This window comes from Luteimonas fraxinea, assembly GCF_021233355.1.
Classification (GTDB): domain Bacteria; phylum Pseudomonadota; class Gammaproteobacteria; order Xanthomonadales; family Xanthomonadaceae; genus Luteimonas; species Luteimonas fraxinea.
Genome location: NZ_CP089507.1, coordinates 1787685 through 1808443 on the forward strand (window position 1 = coordinate 1787685; position 20759 = coordinate 1808443).

A 20759-nucleotide genomic window follows, 5' to 3' on the forward strand; every position below is an offset into this window, starting at 1 on the left:
TGAACAAACTGAATCTTAACCCATTCGGTGTACTGGCGAGTACAGAAATTGTCCCGGGAGCGGGGCGATGTGTCCCGGGGATTGAACCTGTCCACTTGCCTGAAGCCCCGCCGTCCGCCTGGCGCCGGCTAGGGCGCGCCCCAGCTGTGGCACCGACCGGCCGGGCGTAGATATGGCGCGCTGCCGCCGCGACACCCGCGGAGAGGATCTGTTGCCATGAACATGCCGGTCGAACCCACCCGCGACTACACCCCGCCTCCGCCGCCTCCGCCGACCATCGACGTGCTGCGGCAGGCCGATCCCGCGACGACCGGCCCGGCGATCGACGCGATGACGCCCGAGCAGCAGGCCACGCTGACCGACGACGTCGCGGACCTCGGCGTCAGCGAACGCACTGACCTGTTGAACGGACTGGCCGCGCAGCTCGACGCCGGCCAGCTGCAACGCCTCGAACCGGTATTCGGCGCCGATGCCGTGCTGTCCGCGGTACAGACCCGCAGCCCGGCCGCCGTGCGCGAGACCTACGAACAGCAGGCCGGCGCAGGCCCCGCCGCCACGACGGCCGAGCCCTCGGGCCGTACATCGACCGAACAGCGCGCCGACGCCGCTACCGATTACGCGGAGCGCGTCGAAGGCCAGGCGATCATGTCCCAGCACGCACTGGGCGATCTGATGGTCGCCAATGCCGGCGACCCGGCCTATCTCGCCGAGCTGGTGCGTCTGGCCAAGGAAGACGGCGTGCTCGAACAGGTGGTCAGTCCGATGTACGGCGGTCTCTACGAGCGCGACGACAGCGGCTACGTGGTGACCAACGCGAACGCCTCCTTCGATGCCGACGCGCGCCGCGAGGCCTTCGCGCTGGCGATCGGCGCGGCGGTCGATGGCGGCGTGCTGTCGGAAACCGACGTGCGCGCCCTCGGCAACCAGCAGACCGGCTGGGCCGACGTGGCCGGCCGCGCCGGCATCGGCCAGGTGGGTGCCACCGACGCGACCCGCACCACGGCCACCGATCTGGGCAATGTGCTCGACACCTATACCGACGCGGCCGACGACGTCGCCAAGCTCGACGAGCAGCTCGGCGGACTGCTGGCCCAGGCCGGCCCGATGACGCCCGAGCAGCAGGCTGCCTTCGTCACCGCCTTCCGCACCGATCCCGAGAACGTCGGCACCTACACGCGGCTGACAGAGGCCACCGCCGCGCTCGCCGACCACGTCACGCAGAACACCGACGCGGTGCTCGACGCCGCCGTGCGCGATCCCGCCGTCGCCCAGCAGGTCGTCGATGCGATGACCGGGCTGGCGCAGGACGGACGCGGCGAGGAAGTCATCGCGCTGCTGACCGAGATCAGCGCTGGCGGCCCGACCTCGGCGCTGGCCGAAGCCTTCGCCGGTTTCGATGAACTCTCGGGTCCGGTGCTCGAAGACGCGGCGTCCTCGGCGATGGCGCAGCTGCTCGAACGCAACAACGGCGACGTGTCGGCGGCCTCGGCGCAGTTCCAGACCGCGCTGCAGAGCCTCGTGCAGGCATGGCCGGCGAAGGCCGGCGTCGACGATTTCCGCATCGGCTCGCAACTGCTCAACGCCGCCGCAGGTGGCGACGTCAGCGCGATGCAGGGCTATCTCAACCAGTACCAGACCGTCTCGCCGATCATGCGCGCGGTGGCAGGCGCGGGCGTGGTGCTGGGCGCTGTCGGCGCGGTCAATGCCGGCACCAACGAGGACTACGTCAACATGGTCGCCGGCTTCGCCCAGTCGGGCGAGAACGCGGCCCGTCTGGTCGCCGGCACCATGGGCGGCATGGCCGCGGTCGGCGAGGCCGCACAGGCCGCCGGACGCTTCGCGGGCGCGGCCGGATTCGCCGCCAAGCTCGCGCCGGGCCTGGGCCTGATCGCCAACTCGGCGTCGCTGGTCAACAGCTTCAACCACGCCGCCGACGGCAATCCCGGTTACGCGATCGCGATGTTCGGCGACGTGCTCGGCGTGATGGGTAGCGCGCTGGAATTTACCCCGGTCGCGCCCGCCGGTTTCATCCTCTCGGGTATCGGCGCGGTGATCTCGGCAGCGGGTTCGTTCGCCGGCGAGATCATCAACGGCCACGAGCGTCGCGAGACGCTGGAGAAATACCTGACCGCCGCCGGCGTGGATCCGGAGATCGTCGACGAGATGATCAGTTCCTCGTCGCAGCTGTTCGAAATGTCCGAAACCCTCGATCTCACCCCCGCGCAGCTGCAGTCGCTGCTGGTCGACTATCCCGACATCGGCGGCGCGCCGGGCTTGGCCGGCAAGTTCACCGAAGTGGCTGCCGCCGCCGGCATCAGCGGCAGCGACGTACAGGATTTCGCGGCAGCCCTCGCCGCCGACAACCCCAACTTCGCGTGGGATCTGATGGGCATTTCCTCTTACGCACCGAGCAACCCGGGCGAGGCGGCGACGTTCTATCGCAACTACCTCGAAGGCAGCTATCCGGAGGCAACCACGCTGGCCGAATCACTGTCGCCGGATCTGTTCGGTGATGCCGCGCAGCAGCGCGACCTGGCGCTGGCCGACTACAACCGCAGTGGCAGTTCGATGAGTTGGGAAATGGAGATCGGCAACCTGCTGAAGAACAACGACGACCCGGCCTATCGCGCCGAGGTGCTGCGTCTGCTCGCCGAGGGCGGCGACCAGCGTCTGGAGATGTTCGCGCAACTGACCAGCGGCTACGGCGACACCTGGTCCGGCGCCGTGCGCGAGTCGGTGGCCGATGCGGTCGAAGCGGGCACGCTGAGCCAGTCGCAGGCCGACATGGTGCTGGGCTACTTCTGACCGGCGCGCGTCTGGAATCGTGAGCGCGGGCGACGTTGGATGACGTCGTCTCGCGCACGGTCTCACGCTGCGAGAGCCCGCTCCGGCATCATGGTCCGATGCTTGACGCCGCAGCCGACTTCCGCCTCTACCACTCCAATGCACTGGAGGTGCTGGCAGGCCTGATGGCGCACGCGCTGCGCACGCCGGCGCCCGGGCAGTCCTTGCTGGCGCCGGATGTGGTGCTGATTCCACAGGTCGCGATGCGGCGCTGGCTGCAGGCCACGCTCGCCGCCGAACACGGCGTCGCCGCGAATCTGGAATTCGTGACGCCCGGCGAGTTCGTCGGCAAGGCGCTGTCGGCGAATCTCGGCCCGCCGACCGACGAACCCGACGCCGCGGCGCTGCGCTGGCATCTGTATGCCGCGCTGACCGATCCGGCCTTCCTCGCCCAGCCCGCGCTGGCCGCGTTGCGCGCGCATGTCGACAGCGTCGATCCGCTGCGGCCCTGGGCGCTGGCCGGCGAACTCGCCTCGGTGTTCGAGAAGTACCAGGCCTGGCGCCGCGACTGGCTGCTGCGCTGGGAGGCGGGCGCCGATGCCGACGATCCGCAGGCGATCCTGTGGCGGCGCATCGCGCGCGGTCGCCAACATCGCGCGCGGCGCATCCAGCAGTATCTCGACCGTTTCGAAAGCGCCGACGCGCCGCTGCCCGTCGGCCTGCCACCGCGTCTGTTCGCATTCGCCACGCTCAACGTCTCGCCCGACGTGTTGCGCGTGCTCGCCACGCAGGCGCGCGTGGGCACGCTGCATTTCTACGTGCCCTCGCCCAGCCGCGATTACTGGGGCGATCTGCAGCGCGTGCGCGCCGGCGGCGCCGAAGCCGCGCGTACCGAGAATCCATTGCTGCAGGCCTGGGGCCACGCCGGTCGCGATTTCATGGCCGTGCTCGGCAGCTACGAAGTCGTGCATCCCGATGTCGAACTGCGCAGCGATGCCGATCCCGGTGAAGGTGGCGGCGCGCTGCACGGCAGCCTGCTGCGGCGTTTGCAGTCGGATCTGTTCCAGCGACTGCCGTCACCGCCTCTGGCGCCGACCGGCGACGATCCGCGCACGCGGCTGCCTGCGTTGCGACGCGACGATCCCAGCCTGCAGGTGCATGCCTGCCACACGCGTCTGCGCGAACTGCAGGTGCTGCACGACCAGCTGCGCGCCCTGTTTGAGGATCCGCGCTTCGATCCGCCACTGCAGCCGCGCGACGTCGCCGTGCTGGCACCGGACATCGACCCTTACATCCCGTATCTCGATGCGGTGTTCGGCGGTCGCGGCCGCGAGGATTCGATTCCGTATGCGCTGGCGGATGCCAGCCCGCTCGCCGGCGAACCGCTGGCTGACGTCTTCCTGCGCCTGCTCGCGCTGCCGGTCGCGCGTTTCGGCCTGGAGGAAACGCTGGACCTGCTGGCGAGTCCGCCGCTGGCCGAATCCGCCGGGCTCGATGCCGGCGCGTTCGCGCGGTTGCATGCCTGGCTGTTCGCAGCCGGTGCGCGCTGGGGCATCGACGCTGCGCATCGCGCGCGTCTCGATGCGCCGGCCGACGATGCCTACACCTGGGCGTTCGCGCTCGATCGACTGCTGCTCGGCCATGCCAGCGGCAGCGATGCGCCGATCGCGACTGCATCCGGGCACCTCATCGCACCGTTGCCGGAACTCGAAGGCAGCGCGCTCGATGCGCTCGACACCTTGATCCGCCTGCTGCGCGTGCTCGCACGCCACGCGCAGGAACTCGGCGACGCGATGCCGCCCGATGCCTGGCGTGATCGTCTGCTGCGGCTGCTCGACGCGCTGCTGCCGAAACCGCCATCCGCGCCCGCCACCCAGCGCGCGCTCGATCGTCTGCGCAGCCTGATCGATGCCTTCGCCGCCGATGCCACGCGCGCCGGCTTCGATGCGCCGGTGCCGTCGGAGGCCGTGCGCGCGCATTTCGCCGCAGTGCTCGGTGAGGCCGACACGCGCGCGCCGCTGCTGACCGGCGGCGTCAGCGTCGGCCGCATGGTGCCGATGCGCCTGCTGCCGTTCCGCGCGATCTGTCTGCTTGGCATGGACGACGGCGACTTCCCGCGTCGCGATTCGGCCGCTGGCTTGAATCGCCTGACTGCCGAACTCGGTACCGATCGACGCCAGATCGGCGACCGCAGCACGCGCGACGACGACCGCTTCCTGTTCCTGCAGCTGTTCGCCGCCGCGCAGGACGTGTTCTACATCAGCTACCAGGGCGCGGACCCGCGCGACCGCAGCGTGCGCGAGCCTTCGGTGCTGGTCACCGAACTGCTGGCCGCCGCCGATGCGCAGCACGCGCCCGACGCGCATGCGCAAGCCGGCCTCGTCGTGCATCACCCGCTGCAACCGTTCGCGCCCGCCGCGTTCGGCGCCGGCGACGAGCCGCGTCGCTTCTCCTACCGGCAACAGTGGTGGCAGGCCGCGTCGCAACCCGTGCAGCGCCGCATCGCCTTGCCGGCGTGGTTCGACGGCACTGTGCTGCCGCCTATCGAAGACGAGGACCGCGCGCTATCGCTCGATGCGCTGCGCCGGTTCCTGCAGGCGCCGGCCGAGACCTTCTTGCGCCAGCGGCTCGGCATGCGACTCGCCGAAGTCGACACGCTCGAAGGCGATGTCGAACCGCTGCTCGCACCCGGCCGTGGCCTCGCGAAACAGCAACTGCAGCGCGCGGTGTTCGAAGCGCGTCTGCGCGGCGACGACGATGCGACCACGCAGGCCCTGGTGCGCGCACGCGGCCTGCTGCCGTCTGGACCGCTGGGGCGTCGCACGCTCGACGCGGTGCGCCGTGAGGTCGACGGTTACGCCGAGGCCTTTGGCGCCTGGCGTGGCGATGCGATAGCCGATGCACCACGCATCGAAGCTGACATCGACGGTGTGCGTCTGCACGGACGACTCGCCGACGTATATCCGCATGGCATCGCGCGCATCCGCTTCGACGCGCCGAACGGCAACTCGTCGATCCGCGATGGTCTCGACTGGCTGCTCGCCAGCGCGGCCGGACTCAACACACCGCTGGTGCAGTTCCACGATGGCTGCGATGCAGGCCATGGTCCGCACACGCGCGTCACGCTGGCACCCCACGAGGCCCGAGCTCTGCTCGCACAGCTGATCGCGCTGCGCGCCCAGGGCCTGCGCGCGCCGTTACCGTTCGCGCCCTACAGCGGCTGGGAGCTGTTCAACGCGCCGACGCTCGAACGCGGTCTCCAGAACGCGGCGAAGAAGTGGCACGGCGGCGGCCGCAGCTGGGGCGAGGGCAATACCGAAGCCCTGCGCCTCGCGCTGCGCGGGCGCGATCCGTTTACCGACGAGGCGACGCAGGTCGCATTCGTCGATCAGGCGCTGACGGTCTTCAACGCGGTCGTCTCCGGCATGGTCTACGGCGGCACCGATCTCGACGCGCTGCGCACGATCGCCGCGGAACTCGACGTGGAGGAATCGGAATGAGCAGCCCCGATCCCTACCTGCTGCTGCCGCTCGATGGCGTGCGCGCCATCGAGGCCTCGGCCGGCACCGGCAAGACGTTCACGCTGGCGACGCTGGTCGTGCGGCTCGTCGTCGAAGGCGGCCTGCGCATCGGCGAAATTCTCGCCGTGACCTTCACCGAGGCCGCAACGCAGGAACTGCGCAGCCGCATCCACAAGCGCCTGAAGATGGCCGAGGCACTGGTCGAGGCCGACATCGGCGACGACGCCTCGCCCGAAGCCGCGCTGACCCACACCGTCCTCGCGCAGCATCTCGCGCGTGGCGAGGAAAGCGCCGATGCATTGCGGCGGCGTCTGCGTGCAGCGGCCGACGAGATCGATCTCGCGGCGATCTTCACCATCCACGGCTTCTGCGCGCGTGTGCTGCGCGAGCACGCGCTGGAAGCCGGTCAGGGCTTCGACGCGCCGGAGCTGATGGCCAGCGACACTACCTTGCGCGAAGCGATCGCCGCGGACCTGTGGCGTTCGCACGGCGTGGAGCCCGATGCGGCCGATGATCTGCTGAGCCTGTGGCCGGGTGGGCCGCTCGCTCTCGCCGGCGATCTGTCGCCGCTGGTGCGCGAACGCGTGCTGCGTCCTGCACTGTCCGAACTGCCCAACGATCCCGCGCCGCGTCTGCGCGCTGCGGGGGCGGCGCTCGCGCATGCGTTCCATGCGCACGGCGATGACTTCCGCGCGTCGCTGATCGAGGCCGTCGACAGCAAGATCCTGCATGGCGCCAGCTACAAGGCCGACTGGATCACCGCGCTGTTCGCGGATCTGCGCACCTGGTGCGCGGCCGGCAATCACGACGCGCCGTTCCATCACGCCAAGCTGCCGCATCTGCATCGCGAGCGGCTGCTGGAAAAGACCAACAAGGCCGGCGCCGGACGCACACCGGACTCGCCGGTCTGCGATGCGATTCCCGCGTATCTCGATGCGCTCGACGAGATCGCCGAATGGCAGGACGCGCGCCGCGTCGAATTGCTGCATCGCCTGCGCGATGATGCGCGCGCCCGCGTGGATCGCTTCAAGCAGCAGCAGCGCGTGCAGACCTACGACGATCTGATCGACCGCGTCGCCGATGCCGTCGACGGTCCGCAGGCCGATGCGCTGGTCGCGCAGTTGCGCGCGCAGTACCGGGTCGCGCTGGTCGACGAATTCCAGGACACCGATCCGCGCCAGTGGCGCATCTTCGAGCGCGTGTTCGGCGCCGCCAGTGGAGCGCCGGCGCTGTTCGTCATCGGAGACCCCAAGCAGGCCATCTACGGCTTCCGCGGCGGCGATGTCGAGACCTATCTCGCCGCGCAGGCCTCGGCCGAACTCGCACCGCCGCTCGCGCTGAACTTCCGCTCGCGCCCCGGTGTGCTGCGCGCGGTCGCGGCGCTGTACGCGCAGGCCGATGCGTCAGGACATCCGCCATTCGTCGATGCCCGCATCCGTTTCCGCGAAGTCGGACCCGGCGGCGTGCGTCACGACGACGACTATCTGCGGGGCGACGCACCCGCGCCTGCGCTCACCGTGTGGCAGGCGCCCGACCCGCCGCCGGACCACAAAGGCAAGGTCAAACCCTGGAGTGCCGGCCGCTCGCGCGAACTCGCCACGCAAGCGTGTGTCGCCGAGATCCATCGCGTGCTCAGGGATGCGCGCGCAGGCACGGCCCTGATCGAAGGTCGCCCGGTGCAGCCCGGCGACATCGCGGTGCTGGTGCGCTCGCACAGTGAGGCCACGCGCATCCGCGCCGCGCTGGCGATGGTCGGCATTCCTGCAGTTGCGGCCGGCAAGCAGAGCCTGTTCGCGACCGCCGAGGCGCGCGACGTGCACGCCCTGCTGCTCGCACTGCTGCACGGCGCCGACGATGGCCGCCTGCGCATGGCGCTGTCGACGGTGCTGATCGGCGAGGACGCGACGCAGGTCGCCGCGCTCGACGAGGACGGCGACGCGCTGCGCAGCTGGCAGCTCGCTGCACTCGGCTGGCGCGACCGTCTGCAACGCGGCGGTCCGCTCGCGTTGATCACCGATCTCTGCGCCGGACATGCGGGCCGCCTGCTCGGCCTGCTCGATGGCGAGCGTCGCCTGACGAACTACCTGCAACTCGCCGAACTGCTGCAGGAAGCGCAGGCGCATGCGCTGGGTCTGCACGGCCTGGTCGACTGGCTGTCGCGCGCGATCGCGTCCGCCAGCAGTGACGACGACAGCCAGCTGCTGCGCCTCGAATCCGACGCGCGCCGGGTGCAGGTGGTCACGCTGCACAAGAGCAAGGGCCTCGAGTACCCGCTGGTGTTCCTGCCGTTCGCCGGCATCGGCGGCAAGCCGCGCGACGCCGGACGCCACGTCACCGTGGCCGACGACGACGGCCGCGCCCTGCACTGGAAACTGTTGCCGTCGCGCTCGGGCTGGAACGACGCGAAGCAGCGCTGGCAGGACGGCCAGCGCGCCGAAGACGCGCGCCTGCTCTACGTCGGCCTGACCCGCGCGCGGCACGCGCTGTGGCTCGCAGGCGGCAAGTTCTACGGCCATGACAAGGCCGCGATTGCGCACATGATCGACACGCCGGACGCACTGGGCGAAGCGCTGGGTGCAGCCCTCCGCATCGACACGCAGACGCCGCCCGCATCGCTGCCGTGGCTGCCACCCGAATCCGAAGATGCCGTACCGCCCGCGCGCGTCGCCACGCGCTCGCTGCTGAGCGACTGGTGGGTCTATAGCTTCACCCAGCTGGCGAATGCCGAGTCCGGTCACGATGCATCGAGCGCGTCTACCCAAGCCGCGCCGGGTGGTCTGGACGAGCCGGCTGTCGATCCCGACGCGTTGCCCGAGTCCGCGGTCGAGACCGATGTCTACGATCCGCGCTTTGCCGGCGCGCGGTTCGGCGTGGTGCTGCATGACGTGCTCGAACGCAGCGATTTCGTGCAGTGGTCCGAGTGGACGCCCGGTGCGCCGGCGCCCGATGCCGATGCGGATGTCATCGTCGAGCGCCTGCGCGCCGCTGGTTATGCCGACGCCGATCTCGCAGACGGCATCGAGGTCCTGACCCCGCTCGTCGGCCAGACGCTGACTGTCACCCTGCCCGAAGGCGTGCGTCTCGCCGACGTGCCGTCCGCCGCACGTCGCCCGGAAATCGAATTCCAGTTCGCCCTCGCACCGACGCGCATCGACGCCCTGCTCGCACTGCTGCATCGGCACGACGTCCTGCGCGCCCGCAGCGGCTTCGGCACGCGTCGCCAGCTCGAAGGCTTGATGACCGGCCTGATCGATCTGACCTACGTGCACGACGGCCGCTGGTACGTGCTCGACTACAAGACCAACCGCCTCTCCGGCTACGGCCCCGCGCAACTCGACGCCGCGATGGCGCACAGCGAGTACGACATGCAGGCGCTGATCTACACCGTCGCGCTGCATCGCTGGCTGCGTTTCCGCCTGGGCGACGGTTACGACTACGCGCGCGACTTCGGCGGCGTGCGGTACCTGTTCTGCCGCGGACTGGATGCGACGCACGACGACGCGCCGGGTGTGAAGGCGTGGCGCTTCGCGCCGGAGCTCGTGGATGCGTTGGATGGATTGTTCGCCGGGCGGGATGTGGGGGTGGTGCCGTGAGCGCCGGACGCGCAATCCATGTTGAACACGTGCAGGAGCAGCGCCCTCCCCCGCGCGCTGGGGACGGTTGGGAGGGGGCGATCGGTCAGTGCTGTGAAGGATTGAACGCACGTGCTTTTTCGGGGTGGCGAGCGGCTGACGTTTCGTTCATCGCGGGCGTCTGCCCTCACCCCAACCCCTCTCCCAGGGGGAGAGGGGCTTTGATTGATCGCGCGAGAGAAGACAGCGCGCGCGGATTGATCGCGCTCGCACGATTCGAGCCCCTCTCCCCTTGGGAGAGGGGTTGGGGTGAGGGCAGCCGGTCGCAGGACAACTACCCCCAATGACCCTCCTCAAAAGCCTCCGTGACGCCGGCGCCCTGCGCACGCTCGACAACGCGCTCGCGCAATCGCTGCGGCGCCTCGATCCCGCGACGCCCGACACCGTGCTCGCCGCCGCCGCGCTCGCCTCGCTCGCCGTGGCCAACGGTCACGCCGGTTTCGATCCCGCCGCGCCGCAGCGCCTGGTCGACGCCGACATCGACTGGCCCGCACCCGATACCTGGCGCGCGGCACTCGAAGCCTCGCCGTGGATTTCGCAACCTGACGACGGCGACATCGAATCCATCGCCGATACGCCGCTGGTGTTCGAACACGGCCTGCTCTACCTGCGCCGCTATCGCGAGTACGAACGCCGCCTCGCGCTCGGCCTGCGCCGCATCGGTGCGCAATCTCCGGAAACGGACGTCACCGACGCACTCGCACCCCTGTTCGCGCAGCTGTTTCCCGATGCCCGCACCGGAGCCGACCTGCAGGCGCGCGCCGCCGCGGTCGCGCTGCGTCACAACCTGGTCCTCGTCACCGGCGGCCCCGGCACCGGCAAGACCACGACCATCACCCGTCTGCTCGCCCTGCTCACCGCGCAGGCGCAACAGGCCGGCCATCCCTTGCCGCGCATCGCACTCGCCGCACCGACCGGCCGCGCTGCCGAGCGCATGGCCGAGAGCGTGCGCAAGGCCGTGCTGTTGCTCGCGGCAGCCGGTGTCGATGCCATGCTGCTCGACGCGCTGCCCACCGCCGGCACCACGCTGCACCGCCTGCTCGGCACGATTCCCGACAGTCCGCGCTTCCGCCACCACGCCGACAACCCGCTGCCGTTCGATGTCGTCGTCGTCGACGAAGCTTCGATGATCGATCTGCCGCTGATGGCCAAACTGGTCGAAGCCGTCGCCGATGGCGCGCGCCTCGTGCTGCTCGGCGATCCCGACCAGCTGCCCTCGGTCGAAGCCGGTGACGTGCTCAGCGGCATCCTGCGTGCGGCCGGGGACGGCACCGGGTCACCCATCGGCGACGAGGCTGTATCGAACTTTCTCTTCGGCGAGCCCGCTTGGCGCATGTCTGCGACGCTTGCTGCCGGCGCATCGCCCACGATCGACACCCGATTGCCCGTCAAGGGAGATCGCGCCACGAGCGCCGTCGATATGGATGCGCTACAGGCCGTGCTCAGCGCTTCCTTAGCCGCCGGTCCGGTCACAGATCAAACGCGTGTCTCGACACCACGTAGTGCGGACCATTCGGCGACGTTACATCCAAGCACCACCAACTACTTTCCCGGCCGCCGCATCCACCTGCAACGCGGCTACCGCCAGAGCGCAGCCCTCGATCTCGCCCCGCTCGCGACCGCCGTGCGCGAAGGCGATGCGTCCAACGCGCTGTCGCTGCTGCGCGCGGGGGAGCTCGCCGGCGTGCACTTCCACGAAGGCCAGTCCGATCCGCTCGCCGCGCATCGTGCGCATCTGCTCGCGCACTGGACCGCGCTCGCCGACACCACCGATCCGGCCGAGGCGCTCGTGCTCGCCGGCCGGATGCGCATCCTCACCGCAGTCCGCGAAGGGCCGCAGGGCGCACGCGGGCTCAATGCACGTATCGAAGAGCTGCTCGGCGGCAGCACGCGTCGCGGTGCGGGGCCCGGCTACTTCCACGGCCGCCTGCTGCTGGTCACCGAGAACAGCTATCGCCATCGTCTGTTCAACGGCGATATCGGCATCTGTCTCGCCGACGGCAACGGCGCGGTCATGGCGTGGTTCCCCGGCGACGACCCGCTGCATCCGCGCCCTTTCCATCCCTCCGCATTGCCCGCGCACGACAGCGCATTCGCGATGACCGTGCACAAGGCGCAGGGCTCGGAATTCGACGAGGTCTGGCTGGTGCTGCCCGAACGCTTCAACCGCGTACTGTCGCGCGAACTCGTCTACACCGGCATGACCCGCGCCCGCAGCGCGCTGCACATCGCCGCGCGTGCGGATGTCATCACCGAAGCACTCGCGCGGCACGCCAGCCGCTGGTCAGGGCTGGGCTGGCGGTTGGGTGCGGATGACGCGCCACCGGCTCCTGCACCTGTGCCGATCGAATCGGAAGTTCCGACCCAGGGCGCGTTGTTCTAGTGCACGTCATGTCGGTCTGGCTGACGCAGGCCCGGACGTCCGCGCCCAACTTGCCCTTGGCTACCGCGTCTGCCCCGCGCTTCGACGCGAAACGCCGCAGTGCCGAAGCCATCGCAGCGGATGCGGATGACCTGCGCGAGCTGGAAGCGGCTGAGAAGGCACTGGGCAAACGCACACGCGGTCCTCGCGGCTGAGCGCTCCGATATCCAGCACGCGTCCGTGCGCGTCGACCATCACGTCCCCGCTGCTGCCGCCTCACGCGCTTGCGCACGCCCCAGCCACAGCGCCAGTGCGGCCCACATCAGCGCCAGTGGCAGCACCACGCTGACCAGGCCGCCCATCGCCAGCCCCAGCCGGCCGAGCAGGCCTTCGGTCTGCGCCCCGACCACGTCGCCGGCGCGGTAGATAAAGGTGTCGATGAAGGCTTTCGCCTTGTATTTGTCCTCGCGGCTGGCGACGGTGAACAGCGCTTCGCGTGCGGGTCGGGTGATGCCGCGCTGCACGGCGCGGTTGGTCGCTTCGAGCAGGATCAGCACCACGAACGAGCCGTAGATCGCCAGGCCGATGAAGCCGAGCGCGGTCGCGACCGGCAGGATCGCCAGTGCCACACCGAGACCGAAGCGTCGGATCAGCCGCCCCGTGAGCGTGAGCTGCAGCACCAGCACCGCGATCTGCGTCCACATGTCGATGCTGCCGAGCAGTGCAGCGCGCGCGTCGGTGCCGTCGGCGACAGCCGCCACCATCTGCAGGCGGGTGAAGTAGACCAGCGTCGCCATCACCGTCATCAGCAGCACGTAGCCGGCGATTCCGCTCAGGTACGGCGAACGCGCGACCGCACGCAGGCCCGCCCATGCACTGCCGCCGATGCGCTCGGCATCAGCGACGACAGCGGCTGTTGCATCCGCCGCGCGATCGGGCATCACGCGCACCAGCAGCCACGCGGCGAGCAACGCCAGCAGCAGGAATGCACCGGCCACCAGCAGCAGGCTGGGCGTGCCCAGCGGCTCGGCCAGTTGCGAGGTGAGCCACGGCCCGAAGATCGCGCCCAGCGTGCCGCCGATCGAGATCAGCGCGAAGAAGCGCTTGCCCTGATCACTGGTGAAGCGGTCGGCCAGCAGCGCCCAGAACACCATGGTCACGAACAGGTTGAACACGCTGAACCAGACGAAGAACACCTGCCCGCTGCGTTCCCCCACGGCATCCGGTGCGAACATCAGCAGCGCCCAGAAGCCCACCAGGCTCGCCACGAAGAAGCCGTAGGTTGCGCTGATGAACTGCAGGCGCCGCAGCCAGCTGACCAGCCAGCCGAACACCGGATTCACCGCCAGCGTGACCACTGCCGTGCCGATGAAGAGCCAGCGGATGCTTTCGATGCCGCGCGCCATCCCCAGCGCATCACGCGCCGGACGCAACAGCATCAACGCGGTCAGCACACAGAAGAAGAACAGCCCGGCAATCAACACCGGACCGAGCTCTCCATGGCGGAGATTGAACAGGTCCCGCAATGGCTTGCGGCGGTGCGATACGGCGCTTGAATATCGAATCATGGGAATTCCTGGAGGCACCCGCGTTAGCGCAGGGAACGAACCGGTCGGGGCGCGCAGCTGCGGCAGAGTCCGGCTCGCGGGGATGCGACGAGGCAGGCGTCCCGCACAGCAGCACACGGCATTGCGTGCGTGCTGTACGGAAAGCTACGTGCGTCAGAACGCCAACCGCGCCTGCGGTGTGGCCGTTCGTCAGCTACCCACTGCAATCAACGGACGCTTGCCGGAAAGCGCGTGCCGGTGAGCGCTTCGGTCGCCACCCACAGACGTCCGGCGGCCACGGCGTCACTGGCAGCGGCAGGCACGGTCGCCAGGCCGAGCGGGCCGGCGATCTCGTTCGGGCCGGTCGGACCGTAGTACGCGCCACCCTGTGCGGCGGGATCGGTCGCGGCGAACAGCGTGGGCACCGCGCCCTGGGCCGCAGTCTGCAATGTGTCGCGCATCGCGGCCCACTGGCGTCCCTGTTCGCTGTCGAGTCCGGGGCCGCGCTCGACCAGTTCGGTCACCGACACGCCCGGATGGGCGGCCATGCTTTGGATACCCCAGCCGGCTGCATCGCTGCGCCGCTGCAGCTCGAACGCGAACATCAGGCACGCCAGCTTGGACTGTGCGTACACCGTCATCGGCTCGTAGTGCTGCATGGACTGCAGGTCCTCGAAGTCGATGCTGCCGCGGTGCACGGCGATGCTCGACAGCGTGACCACACGCGGCGCATCGCTCTTGCGCAGGAGTGGCAGCAGTTCAGCGGTCAGGACGAAATGACCCGCGTAATTCGTGGCGAACTGCATCTCGAGTCCATCCGCCGACGTGCCACGCGCGGGCGGCGCCATGATCGCCGCGTTGTTGATCAGGCCGTCCAGGCGCGGCAGCGAGGTCTGGAGGCGCGCGCCCAGTGCCCGCACCGACGTGAGATCGGCCAGGTCCACCGCTTCGAACTGCACCTCGGCTACGGGATGCGCTTCCCGGATCCGGGCGATCGCTTCCTCGCCACGCGCAGGGTTGCGGGCTGCAATCACCACGCGCGCGCCGGCGCCGGCCAGCGCCTTGGCATCCTCGAAGCCCATGCCGCTGGTGCCGCCGGTCACCAGAAAGATGCGTCCGGCCTGCGAGGGGATGTCGGTGGTGTTCCAGTCCGGCTTCGGCTCGGTTTGCGCAACGGCGTTGCCGACCTGGAACACGCCACCCAGCAGCAGGCCCAGAGCCAGCAGCCCGCTGCGCTGGTTGCGTTCGCCGCTCGACTGCGGCGTCGTTCGAATATTCGTCATGGTGCGACCCTCTAGATGTGGTGGTGCGCGGGCCGGCAAGCCGGATTGCCGCGGTCACAGGAGTGTCGACGGCCTGATCGTTGCCGATAAGCCGTATAAAGACGGATGCGGCGTACGGTCAGCCGCACAATCGATCCGACAGGGACACCCACGCGTGCGCCAGCCCAACCTGAGTTACGTCGCCCTGTTCGCGGCGGTGGTCGAGGCCGGCGGCTTCCGTGTCGCGGCGCACCGGCGCGGTCTGTCGGCCTCATCGGTCAGCGACAGCATCCGCCGGCTCGAAGCCGAACTCGGTGTGCGGTTGCTCAACCGCACCACCCGCAGCGTCACCCCGACCGAAGCCGGCGCCCGCCTGCTGGAGCGCCTGCGTCCAGCCTTGGACGAGATCGACGCCGCCTTCAATGATCTCGACGACAGCACCCAGCGACCGGTGGGCACCCTGCGGCTCAGCGTGCCGGTGCCGACTGCACGCTTCGTATTGCCGCGGCTCATTCCCGCCTTTCTGGAGCGGTATCCCGGGGTGAGCGTCGAGGTGGCGATGGACAACGCCCACATCGACATCGTCGCCGCCGGCTACGACGCCGGCGTGCGCTACGAGGAAAGTCTGGCCAAGGACATGATCGCCGTGCCCATCGGCCCGCGGCGGCAGCGTTTCGTTGCGGCGGCCTCGCCCGGCTATCTGCAGACGCACGGCACGCCGGCGCACCCGAGCGATCTGCTCGGCCATCGCCTGATCGGCCATCGCTTCGAAACCGGAAAGCTCGGCGTGTGGGAATTCGAGCGCGCGGGCACCACCATCCGCGTGCCGCCGCAGGGCCCGCTGCTGTCCTCGTCGCACGATCTGGAAGTGGGCGCTGCCCTGGCAGGTGTGGGGATCATCTACACCTTCGAAGAGCACCTCCGGCCAGCGCTCGACCGGGGCGAACTGCTGCCCGTGCTGGAAGACTGGTGGCAGGCGTTCGAAGGCCCGTATCTCTACTACAACGACCGGCGGCACATGCCTTCGCCGCTGCGGGCATTCGTGGATTTCCTGAAAGAAACGGCGGCAACGTAGCGATCAACGACGGCGTCTTGCGTTCGGGATGTCCGATTCGTCCGGCGTGTCATGAGAGAAGTCGATCGGCGGACGACGATGCGCAATGCGCTGCGGTGCGCTCCGCGTCTGTCGCGTCTGTCGCGTCCATCGCTGGAACAGGAGCGGACCGGCGTGACCGGCCCGCTCGATCCCCGCTTACGCGCTCAGCAACTGCGACGCTTCCTTCACGATCTCCGCGCGGATGCCGGCAGTGCCGTCACCGTCCAGACCGCGCAGCAGTTGCGCTTCGATGAACTCGTTGGCGTTGTCGCGGAACGTCGCCAGGTACTGGTCCTGATGATCCGACTTGCTCAACAGCTCGACCATCTTGTCCTTGAACACGCCGACGCTGTTGTCGTCGATCACGCCGCTCACCGAATCCGACGCGCTGTCGAAGGCCTTGGTCACGCCGCTGTTCTCGCCGAAGACCTTGGTGAGGCCCGACTTGAGGTTGTCGGTCATCAGGCCACCCGGTGACGGCACCATGCCGACGAAGAAGTTGAGCATCTTCATCATGTCGGCCTGGCGCGCAGCGTCGTCCTCTGCCTTGTCGGCGAAGCCGTTGAGCACGGCCTGCTCAGTCGACGCCACCGCGTGCGTCAACTGGTGCTCGTAGAGATACATGCGGTCGGTGTTGCCCGCCTCGCGCGCATCCAGGTAGTCCTTGGCCCAGCCATCGGACAGTGTGGTCAGCGAGTTCAGCACGTCCGGCGCGGCCTCGTTGGTCGGTGACAGGCCGGTCAGGCGCGTGAGGTTGGCCATCGTCTGCACGTTGCGATCCACGTTGCTGGTGTTGCTGCCGTCGTGGATGCCGGATTCGCCCAGTCCATTGAACTCGAAGATCTCGGCGGCCTTGTTCATCACCAGCTCGTTCACGGCCTCCTGTCGGCCGGTCTTGGGAATGTTCTGGTCGTCGAAGAAGCCGTTCTCGCCCCAGGGATTGTTCTTCGATTCGTCGAGGATCAGCTCGGCCATGTCGGCCGCATGGCTGCGCGTGTCGCCGGCGTACACGCTGGCCGGGTCGTTCGCCACCGCGCGGATCAGGATCTCCATCGGGTCCTTGTTGTAGCTGTCGGGCAGCTGGCTGTCTTCGCGATTGAGCCACGCGTTCTCGGTGGTGACCTTGCTGAAGCCCGAGCTGACGTCCTGGATCGCCTGCGCACGCTTCTCGCTGTCCACACCGTGCAGGATGTTGTTCACCACTTCGTGGTTGTCGCTGGCGTGGTCGGCGGCGTTGAGCAGCAGGCCGAGGTAGTCGCCGCGGTCGTTGCTGTCGGTCTTCGTCGAACCGACCGTGCCCTCCTGCAGCTGGTCGATGGTGAAGCGCTCGATGAACCCGGCGAACTCGCTGCTGCGCGCGTCACCTTCGCCCAGCCCGTTGAGGAAGCGCTCCATCACCTCGCCGGTGGTGTTGTTGTTCTCGATCTTGCTGATGCCCAGGCTCGTCTGTCGCGGATTCGCCTTGTCCGTCACCTCGCCGCTGACGCCATCCATCTCCATGAAGCGCCAGGTGTTCTCGGTGTTCGCCTCACCGGCCGTGTACGCCGTGCCGAAGGCTTCGAGCACCTGCTGGCGTTGTTCACCGGTGATGCGGCCATCGTCGACCAGCTTGTCCAGCCGGCCGCCCTGCAGCCAGGAATCGGATTTCGTCGCGCCGGTGTCGTTCTCGAGGATCGCGCCGATGAAACGGCCGCGGTCTTCGGTGCTGAGCTCAGGCAGGAAGTCATTGGCCAGCGCGGTCAGGCGCTTGTCGTAGTCGTCCTTGCCCTTGCGATCGCCGACCGAGTGCAGCTCCTTGGCCATGTCCAGCAGCGCGTTCTTGTCGGGCGAGCTGTAATCGGATGGGAGGGCGGCATCGCGAACAGCGCCCCCTGCGATGCTGCCGGCAGCGCCTCCGGCGATCTCGCGCAGCAGGTTGGCGATGCTCTGGACATCGGTGGCAACGGTCGACATGCGACAACTCCTGGGTAGCGAAGGGATCCTGTTCCGTAAGCCCGAGTCTGTTGATGCGGTACAGATCCCGATACCGGGTTCGCCCTAGGTCACCGACCCCGCGTTCAGGTGGGGGCAAGGAACGTGGCTGGGCGGTGACGTTCGATCCGATCACGCGCAACACCGCGCAGGCATCGCACAAGGTGTGACCGCTTTCACGCATCGGCCCTTCGCGCTATCGTCGGCCGCAGGGGAAGGGGGATTCGCATGGGACGCGGACGTCGTGGCTTTTTCGACGACTTGATCAAACTGCCGTGGCCGGTCGCACTGATCGTCGGCGTCATCGGCTATGCCGGCATCCGGCACGGCGTGCCCGCATTCTTCGCGCGGCAGGATGGTCCGTATGCGAACGCACTTGCGAACGCGAGTGCATCGCTCGCACCGCTCGCCTGGATATTCCTCGCCGCCTGCACGCTATGTGCGCTGGTCGCCTTCGTCAACGCGCGCAAGCGCCGCCGTCTGCTCGATACGCGCACCGGCCTCGACAGCCTCGCCGCCATCGGCTGGCGCGATTTCGAACGCCTCGTCGGCGAAGCCTTCCGTCGTCAAGGCTACAGCGTCGAAGAAACAGGATTAGGCGGCGCCGACGGCGGCATCGATCTGATCCTGCGCAAGCGCGGCCAGCGCACGCTGGTGCAGTGCAAGCAATGGCGCCGCGAGAAGGTGCCGGTGAATGTCGTACGCGAGATGTACGGCCTACTCGCCCACCACGGCGCACACGCCGTGCGTATCGCGACCGTCGGCGGATTTACCCAAGACGCCGCGCGCTTCGCGGTCGGCAAGCCGATCGAACTGATCGATGGCGCGACCCTGCTGGCGATGATCCGCGAGGGGCAGAACGCAGACCGCATACCGGTGCCGACACCGATGCCCGCGCCCCGCATCGAACCCGCCTTTACCAGCGCAACGCTAACGGTCACGACAGCCCCCGACTGCCCACGCTGCGGCAGCGCGATGGTCGAACGCACCAATCATCGCGCCAACAACACCTTCTGGGGCTGCACCACATTTCCCGCATGCCGCGGCACGCGATGAGCGCCCGTCGCGGTCGTCGTCTTCCTTCGCCACCGACCAGGCAGAACCCGCCATGCGCTATCTGATCGTGTTGCTGCTCATCGCCGCCGCGTGGGGCGGCTATCGCCATTTCCATGCACCGGAACCTGTGGCAGTGATGCCGATCGCTGCTACCGCCACGCCATCACGCGCCGCGCCCACGCGGGTGCTGCCGACGCCGGCCCAGAGCTTCAGCTGCGATGGCCGCCAGCACTGCTCGCAGATGCGTTCATGCGAGGAGGCGACGTTTTTCATCCGCAACTGTCCGGATACCAAGATGGACGGGGATCACGATGGGGTGCCGTGCGAGACGCAGTGGTGTAGGTAGTGGTGAAGCTAGTGTCGTTAGTTCGATTAGCAAATATAGAAAATAAACCGCCCACCCCTCGCATAACTGAAACCATGATATGCTGGCCGGAACGGCCAGCAAATTAACCTAATAGGTTAATCCGAAAATTTAATGTTTCTGCGGCTCTGAAAGCAACCTTTTTGCAGGGCAAATCAAATGGCTAACGGAAAAATACTCAGGCAGCTTCTTAAAGCTGGAACTCTTGGTGACCATGCAGCGTTTCGACGCGCTTCCGAGGCCATTATTGATGAGGAGCGTCAGAAACAGCATCACTTGCTAGCAAATGATTTAGAACAGATCCTTTATGGCGGGGACATGCGTGTTGAAGCAGCCCGAAACCCTCAGCTATCTGCCGATGTACCTGCTGACAAAGAACGTGGCGTTCCTTTGCTTGACGTCAGACCCCCCAAACGATCTTTGGAGGAAATTATTCTTCCCCCGAGCAGTGCTGCGATGATCGAGGAGATTCTTGAGGAGCACCGCCGTGCAGAAGTACTACGGAGCTACGGGATGAAGCCCTCCGGAAAAGTGATTTTCTTTGGCCCTCCAGGCTGTGGCAAAACACTGGCCGCTGAGATTATCGCTTTTGAGCTAGATCGCCCCTTAGCTATTGTACGGATCGACGCTCTAGTTTCTTCTTTTCTTGGCGAGACTGCTGCAAATCTGCGTAAAGTTTTTGAGTTCATCGCAAAACATCAGTTGGTCGTTCTGTTTGATGAATTCGATGCAATTGGAAAAGAGCGTGGAGATAGTACAGAGCACGGAGAACTTCGCCGCGTAGTGAACGCCGTACTGCAAATGATGGATTCCTATGACGGCCAAAGTATTATATTGGCAGCGACAAATCACGAGAATCTTCTAGATTCAGCAATATGGCGAAGATTTGATGACGCCATCGAGTTCCCGCTTCCTGATCAGAAGCAGCTATCAGCGCTCTTGCAACTTAAGTTAAGAGGAATTCGCCGACAATTTGAGTTGGATGACGCCGATCTGCTGAAAGATTTTCAAGGAAAAAGCGGCGCCGATGTCGAAAGAGTTGCTCGACGTGCTGTGAAGCGCATGATTCTGAGAAACCAGGAGTTTCTCACTATCAAAGAGCTGCGTAGCGCACTGGTGAGAGAAGGACTTCGGAAGCACTAATTTTTAGTCATCAGGGAGCGA

At 67.5% G+C, this 20759-nt stretch carries 12 protein-coding genes; 9 read left to right on the forward strand and 3 right to left on the reverse strand.

Annotated elements, in window-relative coordinates; translation table 11 throughout:
- The first annotated feature begins 216 nt into the window (after positions 1 to 216).
- The 5 genes from LU699_RS07965 (at position 217) to LU699_RS07985 (ending at position 12514) form a co-directional block, all read left to right on the forward strand.
- Entirely contained in the window at positions 217 to 2805 is a 2589-nt protein-coding gene (locus LU699_RS07965; protein WP_232136398.1) for a hypothetical protein, read from the forward strand.
- A gap of 98 nt (positions 2806 to 2903) precedes the next feature.
- Complete coding sequence (gene recC / locus LU699_RS07970; RefSeq protein WP_232136400.1) at positions 2904 to 6284, forward strand: exodeoxyribonuclease V subunit gamma; 3381 nt, start codon at positions 2904 to 2906, stop codon at positions 6282 to 6284.
- Positions 6281 to 9898, forward strand: coding sequence for a UvrD-helicase domain-containing protein (locus LU699_RS07975; protein WP_268739076.1), 3618 nt, complete (start codon positions 6281 to 6283; stop codon positions 9896 to 9898). The genes recC and LU699_RS07975 overlap by 4 nt, the downstream gene beginning before the upstream one ends.
- Positions 9899 to 10220: 322 nt before the next feature.
- Positions 10221 to 12320 carry an exodeoxyribonuclease V subunit alpha gene (gene recD / locus LU699_RS07980; protein ID WP_232136402.1) on the forward strand — a complete coding sequence of 700 codons (2100 nt, stop codon included), beginning with the start codon at positions 10221 to 10223 and terminating at the stop codon, positions 12318 to 12320.
- Between the two features lie 8 nt (positions 12321 to 12328).
- Positions 12329 to 12514, forward strand: a complete 186-nt coding sequence (locus LU699_RS07985; RefSeq protein ID WP_232136403.1) for a hypothetical protein — start codon at positions 12329 to 12331, stop codon at positions 12512 to 12514.
- A gap of 39 nt (positions 12515 to 12553) precedes the next feature.
- Here the strand turns inward: LU699_RS07985 and LU699_RS07990 are convergent, their stop codons facing one another.
- Both LU699_RS07990 and LU699_RS07995 read right to left on the reverse strand, forming a co-directional pair.
- Positions 12554 to 13867: an NTP/NDP exchange transporter gene (locus LU699_RS07990; protein ID WP_232136404.1), complete on the reverse strand. Its 1314-nt coding sequence runs from the start codon at positions 13865 to 13867 to the stop codon at positions 12554 to 12556.
- Positions 13868 to 14073: 206 nt separating this feature from the next.
- Positions 14074 to 15129, reverse strand: a complete 1056-nt coding sequence (locus LU699_RS07995; protein WP_232136405.1) for an SDR family oxidoreductase — start codon at positions 15127 to 15129, stop codon at positions 14074 to 14076.
- A gap of 154 nt (positions 15130 to 15283) precedes the next feature.
- Between LU699_RS07995 and LU699_RS08000 the strand changes: the two genes are divergently transcribed.
- Positions 15284 to 16183, forward strand: a complete 900-nt coding sequence (locus tag LU699_RS08000) for a LysR family transcriptional regulator (RefSeq protein WP_232136406.1) — start codon at positions 15284 to 15286, stop codon at positions 16181 to 16183.
- A gap of 177 nt (positions 16184 to 16360) precedes the next feature.
- Here LU699_RS08000 and LU699_RS08005 read toward each other — a convergent pair whose 3' ends face one another.
- Positions 16361 to 18157, reverse strand: coding sequence for a hypothetical protein (locus LU699_RS08005; protein ID WP_232136407.1), 1797 nt, complete (start codon positions 18155 to 18157; stop codon positions 16361 to 16363).
- 246 nt (positions 18158 to 18403) lie between these two features.
- Here LU699_RS08005 and LU699_RS08010 point away from each other — a divergent pair, with 246 nt between their 5' ends.
- The 3 genes from LU699_RS08010 to LU699_RS08020 all read left to right on the forward strand — a co-directional run bounded on the left by LU699_RS08010 (position 18404) and on the right by LU699_RS08020 (position 20738).
- Entirely contained in the window at positions 18404 to 19231 is an 828-nt protein-coding gene (locus LU699_RS08010) for a restriction endonuclease (protein WP_232136408.1), read from the forward strand.
- A gap of 52 nt (positions 19232 to 19283) precedes the next feature.
- Positions 19284 to 19577, forward strand: a complete 294-nt coding sequence (locus LU699_RS08015; protein ID WP_232136409.1) for an excalibur calcium-binding domain-containing protein — start codon at positions 19284 to 19286, stop codon at positions 19575 to 19577.
- 177 nt (positions 19578 to 19754) lie between these two features.
- The gene (locus LU699_RS08020; RefSeq protein WP_232136410.1) at positions 19755 to 20738 is read left to right on the forward strand and encodes an AAA family ATPase; all 984 of its coding nucleotides are present in this window, start codon (positions 19755 to 19757) and stop codon (positions 20736 to 20738) included.
- Positions 20739 to 20759: the final 21 nt, after the last annotated feature.